The sequence below is a fragment of the Streptomyces sp. NPDC057900 genome (assembly GCF_042887885.1).
Classification (GTDB): domain Bacteria; phylum Actinomycetota; class Actinomycetes; order Streptomycetales; family Streptomycetaceae; genus Streptomyces.
Genome location: NZ_JBHVOI010000008.1, coordinates 165,489 through 182,675, shown reverse-complemented (window position 1 = coordinate 182,675; position 17,187 = coordinate 165,489). Strand labels below are relative to the sequence as shown.

General features: G+C 70.9%; 16 protein-coding genes. 6 read left to right on the top strand and 10 right to left on the bottom strand.

What is annotated here, in order from left to right; all coding sequences use genetic code 11:
* Positions 1-10: 10 nt before the first annotated feature.
* The 4 genes from iolD to iolC are packed head-to-tail and all read right to left on the bottom strand — an operon-like array spanning position 11 to position 4,744.
* On the bottom strand, positions 11-1,888 hold the full coding sequence (gene iolD, locus ACFVQ0_RS27040) for a 3D-(3,5/4)-trihydroxycyclohexane-1,2-dione acylhydrolase (decyclizing) (protein ID WP_390091791.1): 1,878 nt from the start codon (positions 1,886-1,888) through the stop codon (positions 11-13).
* On the bottom strand, positions 1,885-2,766 hold the full coding sequence (gene iolB, locus ACFVQ0_RS27035) for a 5-deoxy-glucuronate isomerase (RefSeq protein WP_390091790.1): 882 nt from the start codon (positions 2,764-2,766) through the stop codon (positions 1,885-1,887). Before iolB ends, iolD begins: the two co-directional genes overlap by 4 nt.
* Entirely contained in the window at positions 2,763-3,680 is a 918-nt protein-coding gene (locus tag ACFVQ0_RS27030; protein ID WP_390091789.1) for a deoxyribose-phosphate aldolase, read from the bottom strand. Before ACFVQ0_RS27030 ends, iolB begins: the two co-directional genes overlap by 4 nt.
* Positions 3,677-4,744, bottom strand: coding sequence for a 5-dehydro-2-deoxygluconokinase (gene iolC, locus ACFVQ0_RS27025; protein ID WP_390091788.1), 1,068 nt, complete (start codon positions 4,742-4,744; stop codon positions 3,677-3,679). The genes ACFVQ0_RS27030 and iolC overlap by 4 nt, the downstream gene beginning before the upstream one ends.
* Positions 4,745-4,891: 147 nt before the next feature.
* Here iolC and ACFVQ0_RS27020 point away from each other — a divergent pair, with 147 nt between their 5' ends.
* Complete coding sequence (locus ACFVQ0_RS27020) at positions 4,892-5,827, top strand: sugar phosphate isomerase/epimerase family protein (protein ID WP_390091787.1); 936 nt, start codon at positions 4,892-4,894, stop codon at positions 5,825-5,827.
* Positions 5,828-5,850: 23 nt separating this feature from the next.
* On the opposite strand, the gene ACFVQ0_RS27015 is transcribed toward ACFVQ0_RS27020, so the two are convergent.
* Positions 5,851-6,693: a DUF3626 domain-containing protein gene (locus ACFVQ0_RS27015; protein WP_390091786.1), complete on the bottom strand. Its 843-nt coding sequence runs from the start codon at positions 6,691-6,693 to the stop codon at positions 5,851-5,853.
* Between the two features lie 50 nt (positions 6,694-6,743).
* Entirely contained in the window at positions 6,744-7,109 is a 366-nt protein-coding gene (locus tag ACFVQ0_RS27010; protein ID WP_390091785.1) for a hypothetical protein, read from the bottom strand.
* 260 nt (positions 7,110-7,369) lie between these two features.
* On the opposite strand from ACFVQ0_RS27010, the gene ACFVQ0_RS27005 reads away from it, so the two are divergent.
* From ACFVQ0_RS27005 to ACFVQ0_RS26995, 3 genes are all read left to right on the top strand, one after another.
* Entirely contained in the window at positions 7,370-7,567 is a 198-nt protein-coding gene (locus ACFVQ0_RS27005; protein WP_390091784.1) for a helix-turn-helix transcriptional regulator, read from the top strand.
* Positions 7,568-7,706: 139 nt separating this feature from the next.
* Entirely contained in the window at positions 7,707-8,027 is a 321-nt protein-coding gene (locus ACFVQ0_RS27000; protein ID WP_390091783.1) for a heavy-metal-associated domain-containing protein, read from the top strand.
* Between the two features lie 112 nt (positions 8,028-8,139).
* Entirely contained in the window at positions 8,140-10,455 is a 2,316-nt protein-coding gene (locus ACFVQ0_RS26995) for a heavy metal translocating P-type ATPase (protein ID WP_390091782.1), read from the top strand.
* 508 nt (positions 10,456-10,963) lie between these two features.
* Here the strand turns inward: ACFVQ0_RS26995 and ACFVQ0_RS26990 are convergent.
* Together ACFVQ0_RS26990 and ACFVQ0_RS26985 are read right to left on the bottom strand one after the other, a co-directional pair.
* Positions 10,964-12,253, bottom strand: coding sequence for a citrate synthase (locus tag ACFVQ0_RS26990; protein ID WP_123525920.1), 1,290 nt, complete (start codon positions 12,251-12,253; stop codon positions 10,964-10,966).
* Between the two features lie 129 nt (positions 12,254-12,382).
* The gene (locus ACFVQ0_RS26985) at positions 12,383-14,704 is read right to left on the bottom strand and encodes an ATP-dependent RecD-like DNA helicase (protein WP_390091861.1); all 2,322 of its coding nucleotides are present in this window, start codon (positions 14,702-14,704) and stop codon (positions 12,383-12,385) included.
* Between the two features lie 191 nt (positions 14,705-14,895).
* On the opposite strand from ACFVQ0_RS26985, the gene ACFVQ0_RS26980 reads away from it, so the two are divergent.
* Positions 14,896-15,726, top strand: a complete 831-nt coding sequence (locus tag ACFVQ0_RS26980) for a tetratricopeptide repeat protein (protein ID WP_390091781.1) — start codon at positions 14,896-14,898, stop codon at positions 15,724-15,726.
* Positions 15,727-15,789: 63 nt separating this feature from the next.
* Here ACFVQ0_RS26980 and ACFVQ0_RS26975 read toward each other — a convergent pair whose 3' ends face one another.
* Positions 15,790-16,440 (bottom strand): NAD(P)-dependent oxidoreductase, encoded by a 651-nt coding sequence (locus tag ACFVQ0_RS26975; protein ID WP_390091780.1) that lies wholly within the window; start codon positions 16,438-16,440, stop codon positions 15,790-15,792.
* Between the two features lie 102 nt (positions 16,441-16,542).
* On the opposite strand from ACFVQ0_RS26975, the gene ACFVQ0_RS26970 reads away from it, so the two are divergent.
* Complete coding sequence (locus tag ACFVQ0_RS26970; protein WP_390091779.1) at positions 16,543-16,950, top strand: winged helix-turn-helix transcriptional regulator; 408 nt, start codon at positions 16,543-16,545, stop codon at positions 16,948-16,950.
* Here ACFVQ0_RS26970 and ACFVQ0_RS26965 read toward each other — a convergent pair.
* A complete protein-coding gene (locus tag ACFVQ0_RS26965; RefSeq protein WP_390091860.1) occupies positions 16,903-17,178 on the bottom strand; it encodes a hypothetical protein in 276 nt (91 codons plus the stop codon). The two genes, ACFVQ0_RS26970 and ACFVQ0_RS26965, sit on opposite strands and share 48 nt — an antisense overlap.
* Positions 17,179-17,187: the final 9 nt, after the last annotated feature.

Sequence of the window (17,187 nt, the reverse complement as noted above, 5' to 3'; positions counted from 1 at the left end):
TGTGACTCCTTCAGAGGTGGCTGCGTCGGTCGGTGACGTGACGTTCGTACTCTTCCCGGGCTCTTGCCGCCGACGGGCGAGTGGCCGTCTCGGCCACGGGAACATCCCACCACGCCTGTGCCGGAGGGGGCCCCGACACTGTGTCTGCCGTTTCGGTCTCGACGTAGACACAAGTGGGACGGTCCTCCGCCCGCGCCACCGCGAGGGCTTCCCGCAGTTCACGGACGGTGCTGGCCCGCAGCACCCGCATCCCGAGCGAGGCCGCGTTCGCCGCGAGATCGACGGGGAGCGGCGGACCGGTGAAGCCGCCGTCGGCGGCGCGGTGGCGGTAGGCGGTGCCGAAGCGTTCGGCGCCGACGGACTCGGAGAGTCCGCCGATGGACGCGTACCCGTGGTTCTGCAGGACGACCAGCTTGACGGGCAGGCCCTGCTGGACGGCGGTGACGATCTCGGTGGGGTTCATCAGGTACGTGCCGTCGCCGACGAGCGCCCAGACCGGGGAGCCGGGGGCGGCCAGCTGGACGCCGATCGCCGCCGGGATCTCGTATCCCATGCAGGAGTAGCCGTACTCGACGTGGTACTGGTGCGGCGACCGGGTCCGCCAGAGTTTGTGCAGGTCACCGGGGAGCGAACCGGCCGCGTTGATCAGGATGTCGTCGTCGGTGACCAGTTCGTCGAGGAGACCGAGGACCTGGGCCTGGGTGGGGCGGGCGGCCGGGTCCGGGGTGGCGTAGGCGGCGTCGACGCGCTTCTCCCAGGCCGCCTTGGCCCCGGTGTACTCGCTCTCGTACGCGGGGTCCACGCGGTGCTCGCCCGCCAGGATCCCGGTCAGTGCTTCGAGTGCGGTGCGGGCGTCGGCGACGAGCGGGAGCGCGCCGAGCTTGTGGGCGTCGAATCCGGTGATGTTGAGGTTGAGGAAGCGCACCTCCGGGTCGGCGAAGAGGGTGGCGGACGCGGTGGTGAAGTCGGAGTAGCGGGTGCCGACCCCGATCACCAGGTCGGCGGTGCGCGCCAGTTCGTCGGCGGTCGCGGTGCCGGTGTGGCCGATGCCGCCGAGGTCGGCGGGGTGGTCGTGGCGCAGGGAGCCCTTGCCCGCCTGGGTGGAGGCGACGGGGATCGCGGTGGCGGCGGCGAACGCGGCCAGGGCCTCCTCGGCGGCGCTGTGGTGGACCCCGCCGCCCGCGACGACCAGCGGCCGGCGGGCGGCGCGCACCGCCGCCGCCGCCCGGTCGAGCTCCTGCGGGTCCGGGACCGGTCTGCGTACGTGCCAGACGCGGGTCGCGAAGAACTCCTCCGGCCAGTCGTACGCCTCGGCCTGGACGTCCTGCGGCAGCGCGAGCGTGACGGCACCGGTCTCCGCCGGGTCGGTGAGGACCCGCACGGCCCGGAGCGCGGCCGTGATCAGCGCCTCCGGGCGGTCGATCCGGTCGAAGTAGCGGGAGACGGGGCGCAGGCAGTCGTTGACCGAGATGTCGCCCTGGCCCGGGACCTCCAGCTGCTGGAGCACGGGCTCCGCGGGGCGGGTCGCGAAGGTGTCGCCGGGCAGCAGCAGGACCGGGAGGCGGTTGATGGTGGCGAGGGCCGCCCCGGTGACGAGATTGGTGGCGCCCGGACCGATGGAGGTGGTGACGGCGTGCGCGGAGAGCCGGCCGGACCGGCGGGCGTATCCGACGGCGGCGTGCACCATGGCCTGCTCGTTGCGGCCCTGGAGGTAGGGCATGGTGTCCCCGGCCTCCAGGAGCGCCTGGCCGACGCCCGCGACGTTACCGTGGCCGAAGATCCCCCAGGTGGCGCCGATCAGCCGGCGGTGCACGCCGTCGCGTTCGGTGTACTGGGCGGCGAGGAAGTCCACCAGCGCCTGGGCGGTGGTGAGGCGGCGGGTACTCATGCGCGGTCCTCCGGTCCGTAGAACGGGAGCCTGGGGTCCATGGGCCCGGACGGCCAGGTGTCGCGGATCCAGCCGTGCTCGGGGTGGTCGCGGATCAGCCACTGCCGCTCGTCGCCCGGGCCCGCCATCACGTTGAGGTAGTACAGCGTGCGGCCGGGCGCGGCGATGGACGGGCCGTGCCAGCCGTCCGGGATCAGGACCGCGTCGCCGCTGCGGACCTCGGCCAGCACGTCCGTACCGCCGGGGCGGGACGGGGACACCCGGTGGTAGCCGAGGCCGTCGTCCGCCACCTCGAAGTAGTAGATCTCTTCGAGCACGCACTCCTCACCGGGGCGGTCCTCGTCGTGCTTGTGCGGCGGGTAGGAGGACCAGTTGCCGCCGGGCGTCAGTACCTCGACGGCGATCAGCCGGTCGCAGTCGAAGGTGTCGGCGGCGGCGAAGTTGTTGACCTGCCGGGAGCAGGTGCCGGAGCCGCGCAGCTCGACGGGTACCTCCGGCGCGGGGCCGTAGCGAGCGGGGAGTCGTCGCTCGCACTTCGCTCCTGCCAGGGCGAAGCGGCCCCCTGCGCCGGAGGCGATCTGTGCATGGGCGTCACGCGGTACGTACGCGAAGTCGGATACCCCGCTGAACACGCTTTCCCGGCCCAGCAGTTCAAAGATCTCATCTGAGACGTGCACCGTACAGGCACCCGTCAACGGCAGCACGATCCACTCGCTCTCTCCGGTGACAAGTGTGTGAACACCTCCCGGTTCGAGCTCCACCACGCGCAGGCTCGACCGCTCCCAGCCGGCCTGCTCAGGGCTGATGTCGAGGGCGTAGGGTCCGCGCGCCGCGCTCCCGGCCGGCAGGTGGTACCCGGGTTCTCCGTACATGGTCATGCTCCCTCCCTACCCCTCGCGCCCGGTTCGAGCAGCGATACGGCCGTGTCGACCGCGGCGCCCACGTCCCCGTCCGACGGGTAGAGCAGCGACCGCCCCACCACCAGACCCCGGACGGTCGGCAGCCGCAGCGCGGTGCGCCACCTCTCGTACGCCCCGTCCTGGTCCGCGCCCACCTCGCCGCCGAGCAGCACGGCGGGCAGCGTGGAGCTCTCCATGACCCGCGCCATGTCCTCGGGCTTCTCGGTGACCGGGACCTTGAGCCAGGTGTACGCGGAGGTGCCGGCGAGTCCGGAGGCGATGGCGATGGAGGTGCTCACCGCGGCGGCGCTCAGGTCGTTGCGGACCTTGCCGCCGGTGCGGCGGCAGAGGAACGGTTCGACGAAGACCGGCAGCCGGTAGGCGGCCATGGCGTCGATCGCGCGGGCGGTGGTGTGCATCGTGTCGAGGGAGCCGGGGTCGTCGTAGTCGATCCGCAGCAGCAGCTTGCCCGCGTCGAAGCCGAGCCGGGCGAGGTCTTCCGGGCGGTGTCCGGTGAAGCGGTCGTCCAGCTCGAAGGCGGCGCCGGCCAGGCCGCCCCGGTTCATCGAGCCGATGACGACCTTGTCCTCCAGCGCGCCCAGGAGCAGCAGGTCGTCGAGGATGTCGGCGGTGGCGAGGACGCCGTCGACGCCGGGTCTGGAGAGCGCCAGGCAGAGCCGGTCCAGCAGTTCGAACCGGTTGGCCATGGCGAGTTCCCGCTCCCCGACGGCGAGCGAGCCCCGGGCCGGATGGTCGGCGGCGATGATCATCAGCCGCCCGCCGCTGCCGACGAGCGGCCGCCTGCGCCGCCGCGCGGCGGCCTCCGCGACGGCTTCCGGGTGGTGCATGCGCAGGTGGACGAGGTCGGAGACGGAAGCGGCCGGGGCGGTCATGAAGCCGCTCCGGTTCCGGTGGGCGCGGGGCGCGGGTCCGTCGCGTTGACGGAGCCCGCGGCGAGGGCCGCCTCGACCTCGTGCGGGAACGGCATCGCGGAGGAGCAGGCGAGCCTGGAGGCCACGATGGCGCCCGCCGCGTTGGCGTACCGCATGACGCGGGCGGTGTCCCAGCCGGCGAGCAGACCGTGGCAGAGCGCGCCGCCGAACGCGTCCCCGGCGCCCAGGCCGTTGACCACCTCGACCGGGAGCGGCGGAACGTCGGCGACCGTGCCGTCGCGGTGGACCGCGAGGACGCCGCCGGGGCCCTGCTTCACGACGGCCAGCTCGACCCCGGCGGCGAGCAGGGCGCGCGCGGCGGCGTACGGTTCGCGCTCGCCGGTCGCGATCTCGCACTCGTCGAGGTTGCCCACGGCGACGGTGGCGTGGGCGAGGGCCTCGCGGTAGCGGGCGGAGGCGGCGGGGTGGGGCGAGCGGCCGGGCGGGCCGCCGGGTGCGGGGTCCTGCGGAGTCTCTGCCGTGGCGTCCCGCGGGGCGTCCCAGAACATCGGGCGCCAGTCGAGGTCGAAGACCGTGATGCCCGAACGGTTCCTGGCCCGCAGCGCGGTGAGCGTCGCGGAGCAGCTGGGTTCGGCGCAGAGTCCGGTGCCGGTCATCCAGAAGACCCGGGCGGACGCGACGGCCTCCAGGTCCAGTTCCGAGGGGTGGATCTCCAGGTCCGGGGCCTTGGGCGCACGGTAGAAGTAGAGCGGGAAGTCGTCGGGCGGGAAGATCTCGCAGAAGGTGACGGGGGTCGGGTACGCGTCGACGTCCGTCACCCACCGGTCGTCCACCCCGAACTCCCTGAGCTGCTGGTGGAGGTACTCCCCGAACGCGTCCCGCCCCGTCCGGGTCACCACCGCGCTGCGCCTGCCCAGCCGTGCCGCCGCGACGGCGACGTTGGTGGGCGAACCGCCGAGGAACTTCCCGAAGGCGTCCACCCGGGCCAGCGGCAGGCCCGTCTGGAGGGGGTAGAGATCCACTCCGATCCGGCCCATCGTGATCACGTCGTACGGCTCAGCCATCTGTGTCCCTTCGACGACCCGTGCGGCAGCTGGCGGACGCAACTGTCGCCCCCGGTCTAACTCCTCCCCCGAATGCTGTCAATGATTGGTCCGGACATACGGACTAATGCTTGACACCCCTCTCCCCGGGCGCGGAGGCTGGAGCGCATGACCACCTCCGCACCCCCTCCGGCCCGCATCCGCATCGGCTCCGCGCCCGACTCCTGGGGGGTGTGGTTCCCCGACGATCCGCGGCAGGTGCCCTGGCAGCGCTTCCTCGACGAGGTCTCCACCGCCGGTTACGAGTGGATCGAGCTCGGCCCGTACGGCTACCTCCCGACCGATCCGGCCCGGCTCACCGACGAGACCCACAGCCGAGGGCTCAGCGTTTCCGCGGGTACCGTTTTCACCGGATTGCACCACGGTCCGGGCGTCTGGGAACGGACCTGGGCGCATGTCGCGGACATCGCGGAGCTCACCCGGGCGATGGGTGCGGACCATCTCGTGGTCATCCCGTCGTTCTGGCGCGACGACAAGACGGGCGAGGTGCTGGAGGACCGCACCCTCACCGCCGAGCAGTGGCGTGACCTCACCACCCAGACGGAGCGGCTGGGGCGCGAGGTGCGGGACCGTTTCGGTCTGCGGATCGTCGTCCACCCGCACGCCGACACCCATATCGACAGCGAGGAGAACGTCAGCCGCTTCCTCGACGCCACCGATTCCTCGCTGGTCTCGCTCTGCCTCGACACCGGGCACTACGCGTACTGCGGCGGCGACAGCGTCAAGCTGATCGAGACCTACGGTGAACGGATCGGCTATCTGCACCTCAAGCAGGTCGACCCGGAGATCCTGGCCGAAGTGGTGGCGGACGAGGTGCCGTTCGGGCCGGCGGTGGCGCGCGGGGTGATGTGCGAGCCGCCGGGCGGGGTGCCCGCCCTGGCGCCGGTGCTGGAAGCCGCCCGCCGGCTGGACGTGGACCTGTTCGCGATCGTCGAGCAGGACATGTACCCGTGCGCGCCCGACGCGCCGTTCCCGATCGCCCGCCGCACCAGGGAGTTCCTGCGCTCCTGCGGCGGCCCGGGGCAGGCCGCCCGACCCGTCTGAACGGCGCTGCGGCCTTCGGGCGATCAGGCCGATTCGGTACGGGCCGGGGCGCCGAACCGGGCCAGGCAGTGCCAGACCTTCTTCAGCGACTGCGCGGCGTAGCGGCCGGTGCGGGCGGCCTCCCCGATGATCCGGGGATCGAGCAGTCCGCCCCGGGAGATCTCCACGCCGAGATCGACGAACTCCTGCCCCCGGTAGTCCGCGTGGCGGCGCAGCTCCGCCGCGGTCAGGCGGAACCCGCCGTGCCATTCCGTGGGGCAGGGCAGCCGTCGCGCGGCCTCCTCCACGGCGGTGCCCCGGAAGCTCGGGTCGAGGACCAGCGCCTCCGGATGGCGGTCGAGCAGGACCGGCCCGTGCACCTGCGCCTCGATGTAGTCGTCGAGCGCGTCCCGGCTGTCGGACTCCGCGAGTTCGATGAGGCCCATCCGGTCGGCGACGCCGAAGTCGGAGGGCTCGGCGGCGCTGTCCGGGTAACAGAAGGTGGTTCGCTCCAGCGCCTGCGCGGTCAGCCTGAAGTGCGCGGAGCCGAACCGTGGTGCTGCCCCGGTCTCCTGGCGCCGGAAGTTCAACGCCCCGTACACCGGCCGCCGCTCGCCGGGCGCGCCGTCGTACGCGCCGCCGAAGATCCGGCTCTCCCAGCGCCACCGGTCACCGCCCGGATGAGCCGTCAGCCCGCCGTTGCTGGTGCCGGTGACGAACTGCGAACGGTAGACGCCGTCCTGGGCGAGCGCGGCCAGGACGGAGCGGCCGCCCGCCATCCGGTCCGGGTGGAAGTTCAGCGTGAGCGGCACGGAGCGGTCCAGCGGCCGCCCGGAGGAGAGGGAGGCCACATGACGCAGCGCGGCCCACTCCTGCCCCCCGTTCACCCGGCCCGGCTCCTGTCTCCGGTCTGCCCGGCCCGGCTCCCGTCTGCCGTTCATGTGGCGTCGGGATCCGCGGCCCGGCCGTCCCGCGTGTCCGTCGCGACGGCCTCCGCGTCCTTCGACAGGTTCACCGCCTGGAGCAGGCTCAGGCCCCGCTCGGCCGTGCGCAGAGCCTTGACCGCGGCCACGGTGCGGGGCGGGCCCTCGTACCCGGTCGATGCCATCCTGCGCAGCGCCCAGCGGCCGCGCAGTTCCGCGTCCGGAACGGCGCCGGCCTCGGCGGTGAGGGCCATGGCCCTCTCCAGGCCGGGGCGTTCCTCGGCGGGTGCGGTGTCCAGAGCCTGCCGGAGCAGGGTGGTGATGTCGTCCGCCTCGCGCAGTACGAGTACGGCCATGTTCTGCTTCCCGAAACCAGTCATGGAACGATCGTGCCCGGAGTCCGTCTCGGTATCACCGCAGTTGAGGCACATCTGAGCTGCGGAGGCCGGGGCGCGCGGTCTCGCGGGCGCGCAGGGTGCGTTTGCCCCATTGCGTCCCTTCCGCCACAGAGGTCACTCCCCCGTCACGCATATCTCCATTGCGCGGGTCTTTCGTCACAGGCGCTCGACAGCCCCTCCCCGCTTCTGATCGCGCTCGTTCACCCGGACACAGCCCGAGTGATCCAGAGAGGTGTCACCGAATGACGGACAGAAGGCTCTGGTCCTACAAGGACATCGCCGCTCACATCCGGGTGCAGCCGGACACCGTCCGCTCCTACCGGAAACGCGGCCTCCTTCCGCCACCGGACCACGTGGAGGGCGGCAGACCGTACTGGTACGCGGACACCATCCGCACCTGGGTCACCACCCGCCCCGGCAACCGGAGCCGCCGTGACTGACCCGCCCGACACCCGCACCGCTCGCATTCATACCCCCTAGGGGTATAGTGTGGTGAGTGTGGAGGCGCACCGGCCTTCCCGGACCCCCGCCGGGCGCCCGTCTCCACACCCACACGTGCCCGTCGAAGAGGAGAAAACGATGACCGCCGAGACCCAGCTCCCCCAGGCGAACGGCCAGGCGACCGGCTCCTGCTGCTCCCCCAGCGGCTCCTGCCACGACGGCGCGAGCGCCGACGCGAAGCAGGGCGGCGTGACCACGGTCTACCAGGTCACCGGCATGACCTGCGGACACTGCGAGGGCGCCGTTTCGGAGGAGATCTCCGGAATCGAGGGCGTCACCTCGGTGAAGGCGGTGGCGTCCACCGGCCAGGTGACGGTGACCTCCCGGGCCCCGCTGGACGGGGAGGCCGTACGCGCCGCCGTCGACGAGGCCGGTTACGAGCTGACCGGCCGGGCCTGACCGCCGGAACCCCCGTCTTCCACTCCACCCGCGTCACCCCTTCGCCGCCGGGCCGGACCGACCAGCAGATACTGGTGGGGTACGGCCCGGTCGGCGTTTCAGGAGTTCGGACATGCACAGCGCGACAGAGACCGAAGCCCCGGCGGCGGAGAGCTCGGAGGCCGAGTTCATGATCGGCGGGATGACCTGCGCCTCCTGCGCGGCCCGCGTCGAGAAGAAGCTGAACCGGATGGACGGGGTCACCGCCACCGTCAACTACGCCACCGAGAAGGCCCGGGTCCTCTACGGACCGGAGACCGGCGTCGCGGATCTGATCGCGACCGTGCGGAAGACGGGCTACACGGCGGAACCGGTCCACCGCCCCGCACCGGCACCGGCCCCTCCGAGCCAGGAGACGGCACCGACACCCCAGGCGCCCGAGAAGTCGGAGACAGCTGACCCCGGCCCCGACACCGACGCAGCCCTCGCCTCGCTGCGCCGGCGCCTCATCGTGTCGGCGGTCCTCGCCGTCCCCGTCGTCCTGCTGGCGATGATCCCGGCCCTCCAGTTCGACAACTGGCAGTGGCTCTCGCTCACCCTGGCCTCCCCCGTCGTCGTCTGGGGCGGGCTGCCCTTCCACCGGGCGACCTGGACCAACCTGCGGCACGGCGCGGCCACCATGGACACCCTCGTCTCGGTCGGCACCCTCGCCGCCTTCGGCTGGTCGCTCTGGGCGCTGTTCCTCGGTGACGCCGGAATGCCCGGCATGCGGCACGGCTTCGACTTCACGGTCTCGCGCACGGAAGGCTCCTCCACGATCTACCTGGAGGTGGCCGCGGGAGTCGTCACGTTCATCCTGCTGGGCCGCTACCTGGAGGCGCGGTCCAAGCGGAAGGCCGGTTCCGCCCTGCGGGCCCTGATGCACCTGGGTGCCAAGGACGTCGCGGTGCTGCGCGACGGCACCGAGGTACGCGTCCCGGTCGCCCGGCTCACGGTCGGGGACCGCTTCGTGGTCCGGCCCGGGGAGAAGGTCGCCACCGACGGCACGGTCGTCGAGGGCGCCTCCGCGGTGGACGCGTCCATGCTCACCGGCGAGTCCGTCCCGGTCGACGTGGTGGCCGGGGACTCCGTCACCGGCGCCACCGTGAACGTCTCGGGCCGGCTCGTCGTCGAGGCCACCCGGGTCGGCGCGGACACCCAGCTGGCCCGGATGGCGAAGCTGGTCGAGGACGCGCAGAACGGCAAGGCCGAGGTGCAGCGGCTCGCGGACCGGATCTCGGCGGTGTTCGTCCCCGTGGTCCTGCTGATCGCGGTGGCCACCCTGATCGCCTGGCTGCTGGCCACGGACGACGTGACGGCCGCTTTCACCGCCGCCGTCGCCGTGCTGATCATCGCCTGCCCGTGCGCCCTCGGCCTCGCCACCCCGACCGCCCTCATGGTCGGCACCGGACGCGGCGCCCAGCTCGGCATCCTCATCAAGGGCCCCGAAGTACTGGAGACCACCCGCCGCGTCGACACCATCGTCCTCGACAAGACCGGCACCGTCACCACCGGCAAAATGACCCTCCACTCCGTCCACACCACCCCCGGCACCACGGAAACCGACATCCTGCGCCTCGCCGGAGCACTGGAACACGCCTCCGAACACCCCATCGCCCAGGCCGTCGCCACCGGAGCCACCGAACGCACCACCACCCCCCTCCCCACCCCCGAGAACTTCGTCAACGTCCCCGGCCTCGGCGTCCAGGGCGCCGTCGAGGGGTACAAGGTGCTCGTCGGCCGCCCCCGGCTGCTCACCGAAGCCGGAATCGGCCTTCCGGATGTGCTGACCGCCGCCCTGACGGAAGCCGCCGCGCAGGGACGTACGGCGGTCGCGGTCGCCTGGGACGGTGAGGCGCGGGGCGTCCTCGAAGTCGCCGACGCGGTCAAGGAATCCAGCGCGGCGGCCGTCGCGGACCTCCGCGCACTCGGCCTGACACCGATCCTGCTGACCGGCGACAACCGCGCGGTGGCCCAGTCCGTGGCCCGCGCGGTCGGGATCGACGAGGTGCGGGCCGAGGTGCTTCCCGAGGAAAAGGCGCACGTCATCGAGCGGTTGCAGGCCGAGGGACGTGCGGTCGCGATGGTCGGGGACGGGGTCAACGACGCCGCCGCACTGGCCACCGCCGACCTCGGTCTGGCGATGGGAACCGGCACGGACGCGGCGATCGAGGCGAGCGATCTGACCCTCGTTCGTGGAGATCTCAAGGTGGCCGCCGATGCCATCCGGCTCTCCCGGCGTACCCTGACCACCATCAGGGGCAACCTTTTCTGGGCATTCGGTTACAACGTTGCTGCTCTACCCCTTGCGGCATTTGGCCTGCTCAACCCTATGATTGCTGGAGCGGCGATGGCGTTCTCATCGGTCTTCGTCGTAACGAACAGCCTGCGCTTGAGGTCCTTCACGTAACGTCCACAAAGAGATCTAGATCACACTGATTCAGGGGTAACCATTCGGTGGGTTCGCGAGTCTAAGAGTGCGATGCCAAAGGATGTCTTGGGGGACGTCCGACGGAGGGTCTTGGGGGACGCTCCGGGCAAGCGTTGGCCGGGGCACGTGCACCGGGGAGCTTTGAGCGGCCCTCCCGTCGGTACGTACCCCGGCAGACCGCCGGCAGGCAGGTTGTACGAGAGGTAAGCGCAGTACACGCAGTACCCGAGGAACCCAGGAGCTTCGGCTCCCACTGAACGCCCGGCCGGATCCCGTGGGGGGAATCCGCTCCGGGATATGGGAAGCGCCTCGCTGTCGGCCCGTGGGGGGATCGACGGCGGGGCGCTTCTCGCATGTGCACCTCGGTCCCGGCCCCGGCGGGACAAGCAAATCGCCCCGGACACCGCGCTCTGTGCGAAAGCGCGGCAGTCGGGGCGAAGGCAACCGGCCGGGAGGGGCCGGGGGTGAGGCAGGGGTGGTCCGGGGCTCAGCGGCCCTCGACCGGGACGAAGTCGCGCAGGACCTCGCCGGTGTAGATCTGGCGCGGGCGGCCGATGCGGGAACCCGGCTCCTTGATCATCTCGTGCCACTGGGCGATCCAGCCCGGAAGCCGGCCGATCGCGAAGAGCACGGTGAACATCTCGCTCGGGAAGCCCATGGCCCGGTAGATGAGACCGGTGTAGAAGTCCACGTTGGGGTAGAGGTTGCGCGAGACGAAGTACTCGTCGGAGAGCGCGTGCTCCTCCAGCTTGAGCGCGATGTCGAGCAGCTCGTCGGACTTGCCGAGCGAGGAGAGCACATCGTGGGCCGCGGCCTTGATGATCTTGGCGCGCGGGTCGAAGGACTTGTACACCCGGTGGCCGAAGCCCATCAGGCGGACGCCGTCCTCCTTGTTCTTCACCTTGCTGATGAAGGAGTCGACGTCGCCGCCGTTGGCCTGGATGCCCTCAAGCATCTCCAGCACCGACTGGTTGGCGCCACCGTGCAGGGGGCCCCACAGCGCCGAGATACCGGCGGAGATCGAGGCGAACATGTTCGCCTGCGAGGAGCCGACCAGACGCACGGTGGAGGTCGAACAGTTCTGCTCGTGGTCCGCGTGCAGGATGAGCAGCTTCTCCAGCGCCGAGACGACGACCGGGTCCGGCACGTACTCCTGGGCGGGGACCGAGAAGGTCATGCGCAGGAAGTTCTCGACGTAACCGAGGTCGTTGCGCGGGTAGACGAACGGGTGACCGATCGACTTCTTGTACGCGTACGCCGCGATGGTCGGCAGCTTGGCCAGCAGCCGGATCGTCGAGAGGTGACGCTGCTCCTCGTCGAACGGGTTGTGGCTGTCCTGGTAGAACGTGGACAGCGCGCTGACGACCGAGGACAGCATGGCCATCGGGTGGGCGTCGCGCGGGAAGCCGTCGAAGAACCGCTTGACGTCCTCGTGCAGCAGCGTGTGCTGGGTGATCTCGTTCTTGAAGGTCGACAGCTCGTCGACCTTCGGAAGCTCACCGTTGATGAGCGTGTACGCGACTTCGAGGAACGTCGATTGCTCGGCGAGCTGCTCGATCGGGTAGCCGCGGTACCGCAGGATGCCCTGCTCGCCATCGAGGTAGGTGATGGCGGATTTATACGCAGCGGTGTTGCCGTATCCGCTGTCCAGCGTCACCAGGCCGGTGTTCGCCCGGAGCTTCCCGATGTCGAAGCCCTTGTCGCCGACGGTGCTGTCGATCACCGGGTAGGTGTACTCGTCATCGCCGTACCGCAGTACTACAGAGTTGTCGCTCACGTCATCCCTCACCGACGTAGTGCCTCTTCTTCGAGGTTCCCTGACTGTCTCTACCCTCCCCCATTTGGCTCAGGAGAGTGCACTCGGGGTCGTCCATTGGACCTACTCGCGGCACTGAGTGCCGCGAACTTATTCATCCTGCCCCCTTGACTGCGGTTCCGGAAGACCTCCGTGATGTTTCCCACCGATTTGATCGATCATTTTTTCGGCAGATCCTCCTTCCACACCTCCCCGCAGCCGGTAATCCAGCGCTGTGCAACGTCTGCCTGCGGAAACCGTGCGGACCGCCTGCCCGATCGCCTGCCGCGAGCCGACCAGGACGACGAGCTTCTTCGCCCTCGTCACGGCCGTGTAGAGCAGGTTCCGCTGGAGCATCATCCAGGCGCTCTTCGTCACCGGGATGACGACGGCCGGGTACTCGCTGCCCTGGGAGCGGTGGATCGTCATGGCGTACGCGTGGGACAGCTCGTCCAGCTCGTCGAAGTCGTAACCGATCTCCTCGTCCTCGTCCGTGAGGACGGTCAGCCTCTGCTCGTCGGCGTCGAGAGCGGTGACCACGCCGACGGTGCCGTTGAAGACACCGTTCTCGCCCTTGTCGTAGTTGTTGCGGATCTGGGTGACCTTGTCGCCCACCCGGAACACCCGGCCGCCGAACCGCTTCTCCGGCAGATCGGGGCGGGCGGGTGTGATGGCCTGCTGGAGCAGACCGTTGAGGTGGCCCGCGCCGGCCGGTCCTCGGTGCATCGGAGCGAGTACCTGCACGTCGCGGCGGGGGTTCAGGCCGAACTTCGCCGGGATGCGGCGGGCCGCGACATCGACCGCGAGCACGCCCGCGTCCTCCGTCTCGTCCGCCACGAAGAGGAAGAAGTCGCTCAGCCCCTGGGTGAGCGGCGGGATACCGGAGTTGATCCGGTGGGCGTTGGTGACGACGCCGGACTTCTGGGCCTGCCGGAAGATGGTGGTCAGCCGGACCGCCGGAACGGGGCCGCCGTCGGCCAGCAGATCCCGCAGCACCTCCCCCGCGCCGACCGACGGCAGCTGGTCCACGTCCCCGACGAGCAGCAGATGTGCACCGGGTGCCACCGCCTTGACGAGCTTGTTGGCGAGCAGCAGATCGAGCATCGACGCCTCGTCCACGACGACCAGATCGGCGTCCAGCGGGCGGTCCCGGTCGTACGCGGCGTCCCCGCCGGGCTTGAGCTCCAGCAGCCTGTGCACGGTGGAGGCCTCGGCCCCCGTCAGCTCGGAGAGCCGCTTCGCCGCCCGCCCGGTCGGCGCGGCCAGCACCACCTTGGCCTTCTTGGCGCGCGCCAGCTCCACGATGGACCGGACGGTGAACGACTTACCGCAGCCCGGCCCGCCCGTCAGCACAGCCACCTTCCGGCTGAGCGCGAGCCGCACGGCGGCCTCCTGCTCGGGCGCCAGAGTCGCGCCGGTACGGCCCGCGAGCCACTTCAGGGCCTTGTCCCAGTCGACGCCCCCGAAGGCCGGCATCCGCTCCTCCGGCGTCCGCAGCAGCCGCCGCACCTGGGCGGCGAGCGCGATCTCGGCCCGGTGGAAGGGCACCAGGTACACGGCGGTGACCGGCTCACCGCCCTCCGGCGAGGGCACCTTCTCCCGTACGACGCCCTCCGGGTCCTCGGCCAGTTCGGCGAGGCACTCGATGACCAGCCCGGTGTCCACCTGGAGCAGCTTCACCGCGTCCGCGATCAGCCGCTCCTCGGGCAGGAAGCAGTGGCCCTGGTCCGTGGACTGCGACAGCGCGTACTGGAGCCCGGCCTTGACCCGTTCCGGGCTGTCGTGCGGGATGCCGACCGCCTGGGCGATCTTGTCGGCGGTGAGGAAGCCGATGCCCCAGACGTCGGCGGCCAGCCGGTAGGGCTCGTTCTTCACCACGGAGATCGAGGCGTCCTCGTACTTCTTGTAGATGCGGACGGCGATGGACGTCGAGACACCTACGCCCTGGAGGAAGACCATGACCTCCTTGATCGCCTTCTGCTCCTCCCAGGCGGCGGCGATCATCTTCGTCCGCTTCGGACCGAGCCCCGGCACCTCGACGAGCCGCTTCGGCTGCTGCTCGATGATGTCGAGGGTGTCGACGCCGAAGTGGGTGGTGATCCGGTCGGCCATGACGGGACCGATGCCCTTGATCAGCCCGGAGCCGAGGTAGCGGCGGATGCCCTGGATGGTGGCGGGGAGGATCGTCGTGTAGTTCTCGACGGTGAACTGCTTGCCGTACTGCGAGTGCGAGCCCCAACGCCCTTCCATCCGCAGCGACTCCCCGGGCTGCGCCCCGAGCAGCGACCCGACGACGGTGAGCAGGTCGTTGCTCCCCCGCCCGGTGTCGACGCGCGCGACCGTGTACCCGTTCTCCTCGTTCGCGAACGTGATGCGTTCGAGTACGCCTTCCAGGACGGCCAGGTTGGGCGTGGACGATGTCGTGGAGGACATGGTGGACATGGGTGCGACGGTACCGGGCTGCGCCGACACCACGCGGTACGTCCCCGGATACCGGGCCATCCAGTGGACGCCCTGGCCTTCTTCGTCGCGGCAGCCCACGGCGGAGGCTCCGCACTGACCACGACACCTGCCTCAGGATCGCCGAGGAGTTCGGGGCGCAAGGCATCCGTATGCTCCCGGCCATGAGATTCTTCCGGTCGCGCGGCCGAAGCGACGCCGAACAAATAACGGGAACGCCTGTCGACGAGGCCAAAGCCCTCTACGAAGCCCGGCGCTACGCCGAGGCGGAGGCCGCGTCCCGCGCGGTGGCCCGGTCGCGGCCGCCCAACGACGAGTACGCGGCGGTGGCGCTGAACATCGCCGCGCTCGCGACGGGCGCCCAGGGGCGCCACGCCGAGTCGCTCGCCACCTATGACGAAGCGCTGGCGGCCTTCAGCCGGACGTTCGGAGCCGATCACTGGCTGACCCTGAAGCTGCGCTCGGACCGTGCCCAGCAGAGGATCTCGCTCGGACAGCACGCCGAGTGCGAGGCGGAATGCAGGGCCGTCATCGAGGCCGCCGGGCGCGGTACCGGGCCGGAATGGTCCCAGCTGACAGCGGCCGCCCGCAATGGGCTGGCCTTCGCCCTCAACGCACAGGGACGTCACCAGGAGGCCGAGGTGCTCGCCCGCGAGTCCCTGGCCGCCTATCCCGAACGTGACCGGGGTGCGCTCGTACTGCGGCTCGGCCTGGCTCGCAGCCTCAACGGTCAGTCCCGCTACGAAGAGGCCCTCACCGAGGCACGCCGTGCCGACAAGCTGTACCGCTCACTGCCCGAGCAACAGCGCCACCCGGATGTGGGCGGCGTTGAACTGGTCTTCGCCACCGCCCTGTTGGGATTGGGTCGCGCTCCCGACGCCCGACGTCAGGCCGCGACCGCTCACGATGCCTGCCTGGCCTCGTTCGGCCCCGACCACCGCCGCACCGTCGAAGCCCGAACGCTGCTCGAACGTATAGACGACACTCGTCCATGAGCGCGCACTGTTGATGGCCGGACTCGACCACGCCCGACCGGGACCGGCACCCCGGCCCGGCGGTCAGCCCGCCACTGCCGTGAGGGAGCGGTGGTGCTTCGGGGTCTCGATCTCGTCGACCAGCGCGACCGCGAGGTCCGCGTAGGAGAAGGACGGGGCGCCGTCGGCCATCACCTGCTCGCCGCCCGTCCGGTAATGGCCGGTGCGCGGGGCCTCGTCGTCCAGCATCACGGGCGGCGGGGCGATGACGAGCCAGTCGATGCCGGTCTCCGCGGCGCGGAGCACGTCGAGTTCGGCGGAGTGGCCGAGCGAGAAGGCCCGCGCCTCCTCCGGGAAGCCCGGAGCGTCATGGACGGCCACGCCCGGCGCGGTCTCCAGGACGGACCCGATACCGATGAGCACCAACCGGCCGACGCCCGCCCGCGCCAGCCCGTCCAACAGGGCGTGCGCCGCGCTCACGTAGAAGTCCCGCGACGGCACGTCCATCCGGCCGGCCGCGCTGATCGCGGCGTCGTGCCCCGCCGCGGCCTCCGCGACGCTGTCCGCCCGGGTGACATCACCGGCGACGACACGGACGCTGTCACCGGCCGGGCCCTTGTACGCGGCCACGTCCCGCACCACGGCCGTCACCCGATGCCCACGGGCGACGGCCTCCGCGACGGCCCGCCGCCCGGCCCGTCCACCGGCCCCGAAGACAATAATCCTGCTGCTCATGGGGTTCCCCCTCGCCAAGGCCCGCGGACCGCCGGCCGATGAGGCGGACGCTAGCCCCGCACCCCATGGTTTCCGCAACGATAGTTACGTACGCTCGCCAGGGTGAGCCAACCACTTGATCCCGAAATGTTCACCGGCTGCTCCCACACGGCTTCCCCGTTCCGGATCGGCGGCAAATGGACCCCGAAGATCATCCGGTGCCTGGAGTCCGGCCCGCGGCGCTTCTCCGAGCTGGAGATCCCGCTGCGCTCCATCACGCCGAAGGTGCTGACGGAGACCCTGCGCGCGATGGAACGGGACGCGCTCATCACCCGCACCGTCCACCTGGACGCCCCGGCCCCGGCCCCGGTCAGCTACGAACTGACCCCGCTCGGCCGCACCCTCCTCGCGCCCATGGCCGCCTGCTGCGCATGGGCGGCGGAGCACCTGCCGACGCTGCTGGACGCCAGGGACGCCCACGGGTCACCAGTCGTCGATGCCGGGATCGGCCACCGCCACGCCCAGCCGTGAGCCCCGGCTCTCCGCGACCCGCTTGACCGTCCGCAGCGACTCGGTCAACCGACAGGCGAGGAAGTGGAGTTCCGTCCCGGCGGCCTTCCGGTCCGCCAGGAGTTCGGTGGCGTGCCCGATCAGATCACCCGCCATGGCGAGCTGGATGTTCTCGAAGCCGTCCGCCATCCGCGACACGTACCCGCTGCCGTCCCCGATGACGTAACACGGCTTGCCGTCCTGCCCCATCCAGGGCAG

Excerpts from the sequence above, each read along its gene's own strand:
- ACFVQ0_RS27000 (WP_390091783.1), top strand. The coding sequence starts at position 7,707 with ATGACCGCCGAGACCCAGCTCCCCCAGGCGAACGGCCAGGCGACCGGC.
- iolB (WP_390091790.1), bottom strand. The coding sequence starts at position 2,766 with ATGACCATGTACGGAGAACCCGGGTACCACCTGCCGGCCGGGAGCGCG.
- iolD (WP_390091791.1), bottom strand. The coding sequence starts at position 1,888 with ATGAGTACCCGCCGCCTCACCACCGCCCAGGCGCTGGTGGACTTCCTC.
- ACFVQ0_RS27020 (WP_390091787.1), top strand. The coding sequence starts at position 4,892 with ATGACCACCTCCGCACCCCCTCCGGCCCGCATCCGCATCGGCTCCGCG.
- ACFVQ0_RS26995 (WP_390091782.1), top strand. The coding sequence starts at position 8,140 with ATGCACAGCGCGACAGAGACCGAAGCCCCGGCGGCGGAGAGCTCGGAG.
- ACFVQ0_RS26975 (WP_390091780.1), bottom strand. The coding sequence starts at position 16,440 with ATGAGCAGCAGGATTATTGTCTTCGGGGCCGGTGGACGGGCCGGGCGG.
- ACFVQ0_RS27010 (WP_390091785.1), bottom strand. The coding sequence starts at position 7,109 with ATGACTGGTTTCGGGAAGCAGAACATGGCCGTACTCGTACTGCGCGAG.
- ACFVQ0_RS26965 (WP_390091860.1), bottom strand. The coding sequence starts at position 17,178 with ATGGGGCAGGACGGCAAGCCGTGTTACGTCATCGGGGACGGCAGCGGG.
- ACFVQ0_RS26985 (WP_390091861.1), bottom strand. The coding sequence starts at position 14,704 with ATGTCCTCCACGACATCGTCCACGCCCAACCTGGCCGTCCTGGAAGGC.
- ACFVQ0_RS27005 (WP_390091784.1), top strand. The coding sequence starts at position 7,370 with ATGACGGACAGAAGGCTCTGGTCCTACAAGGACATCGCCGCTCACATC.
- ACFVQ0_RS26980 (WP_390091781.1), top strand. The coding sequence starts at position 14,896 with ATGAGATTCTTCCGGTCGCGCGGCCGAAGCGACGCCGAACAAATAACG.
- iolC (WP_390091788.1), bottom strand. The coding sequence starts at position 4,744 with ATGGCTGAGCCGTACGACGTGATCACGATGGGCCGGATCGGAGTGGAT.
- ACFVQ0_RS27030 (WP_390091789.1), bottom strand. The coding sequence starts at position 3,680 with ATGACCGCCCCGGCCGCTTCCGTCTCCGACCTCGTCCACCTGCGCATG.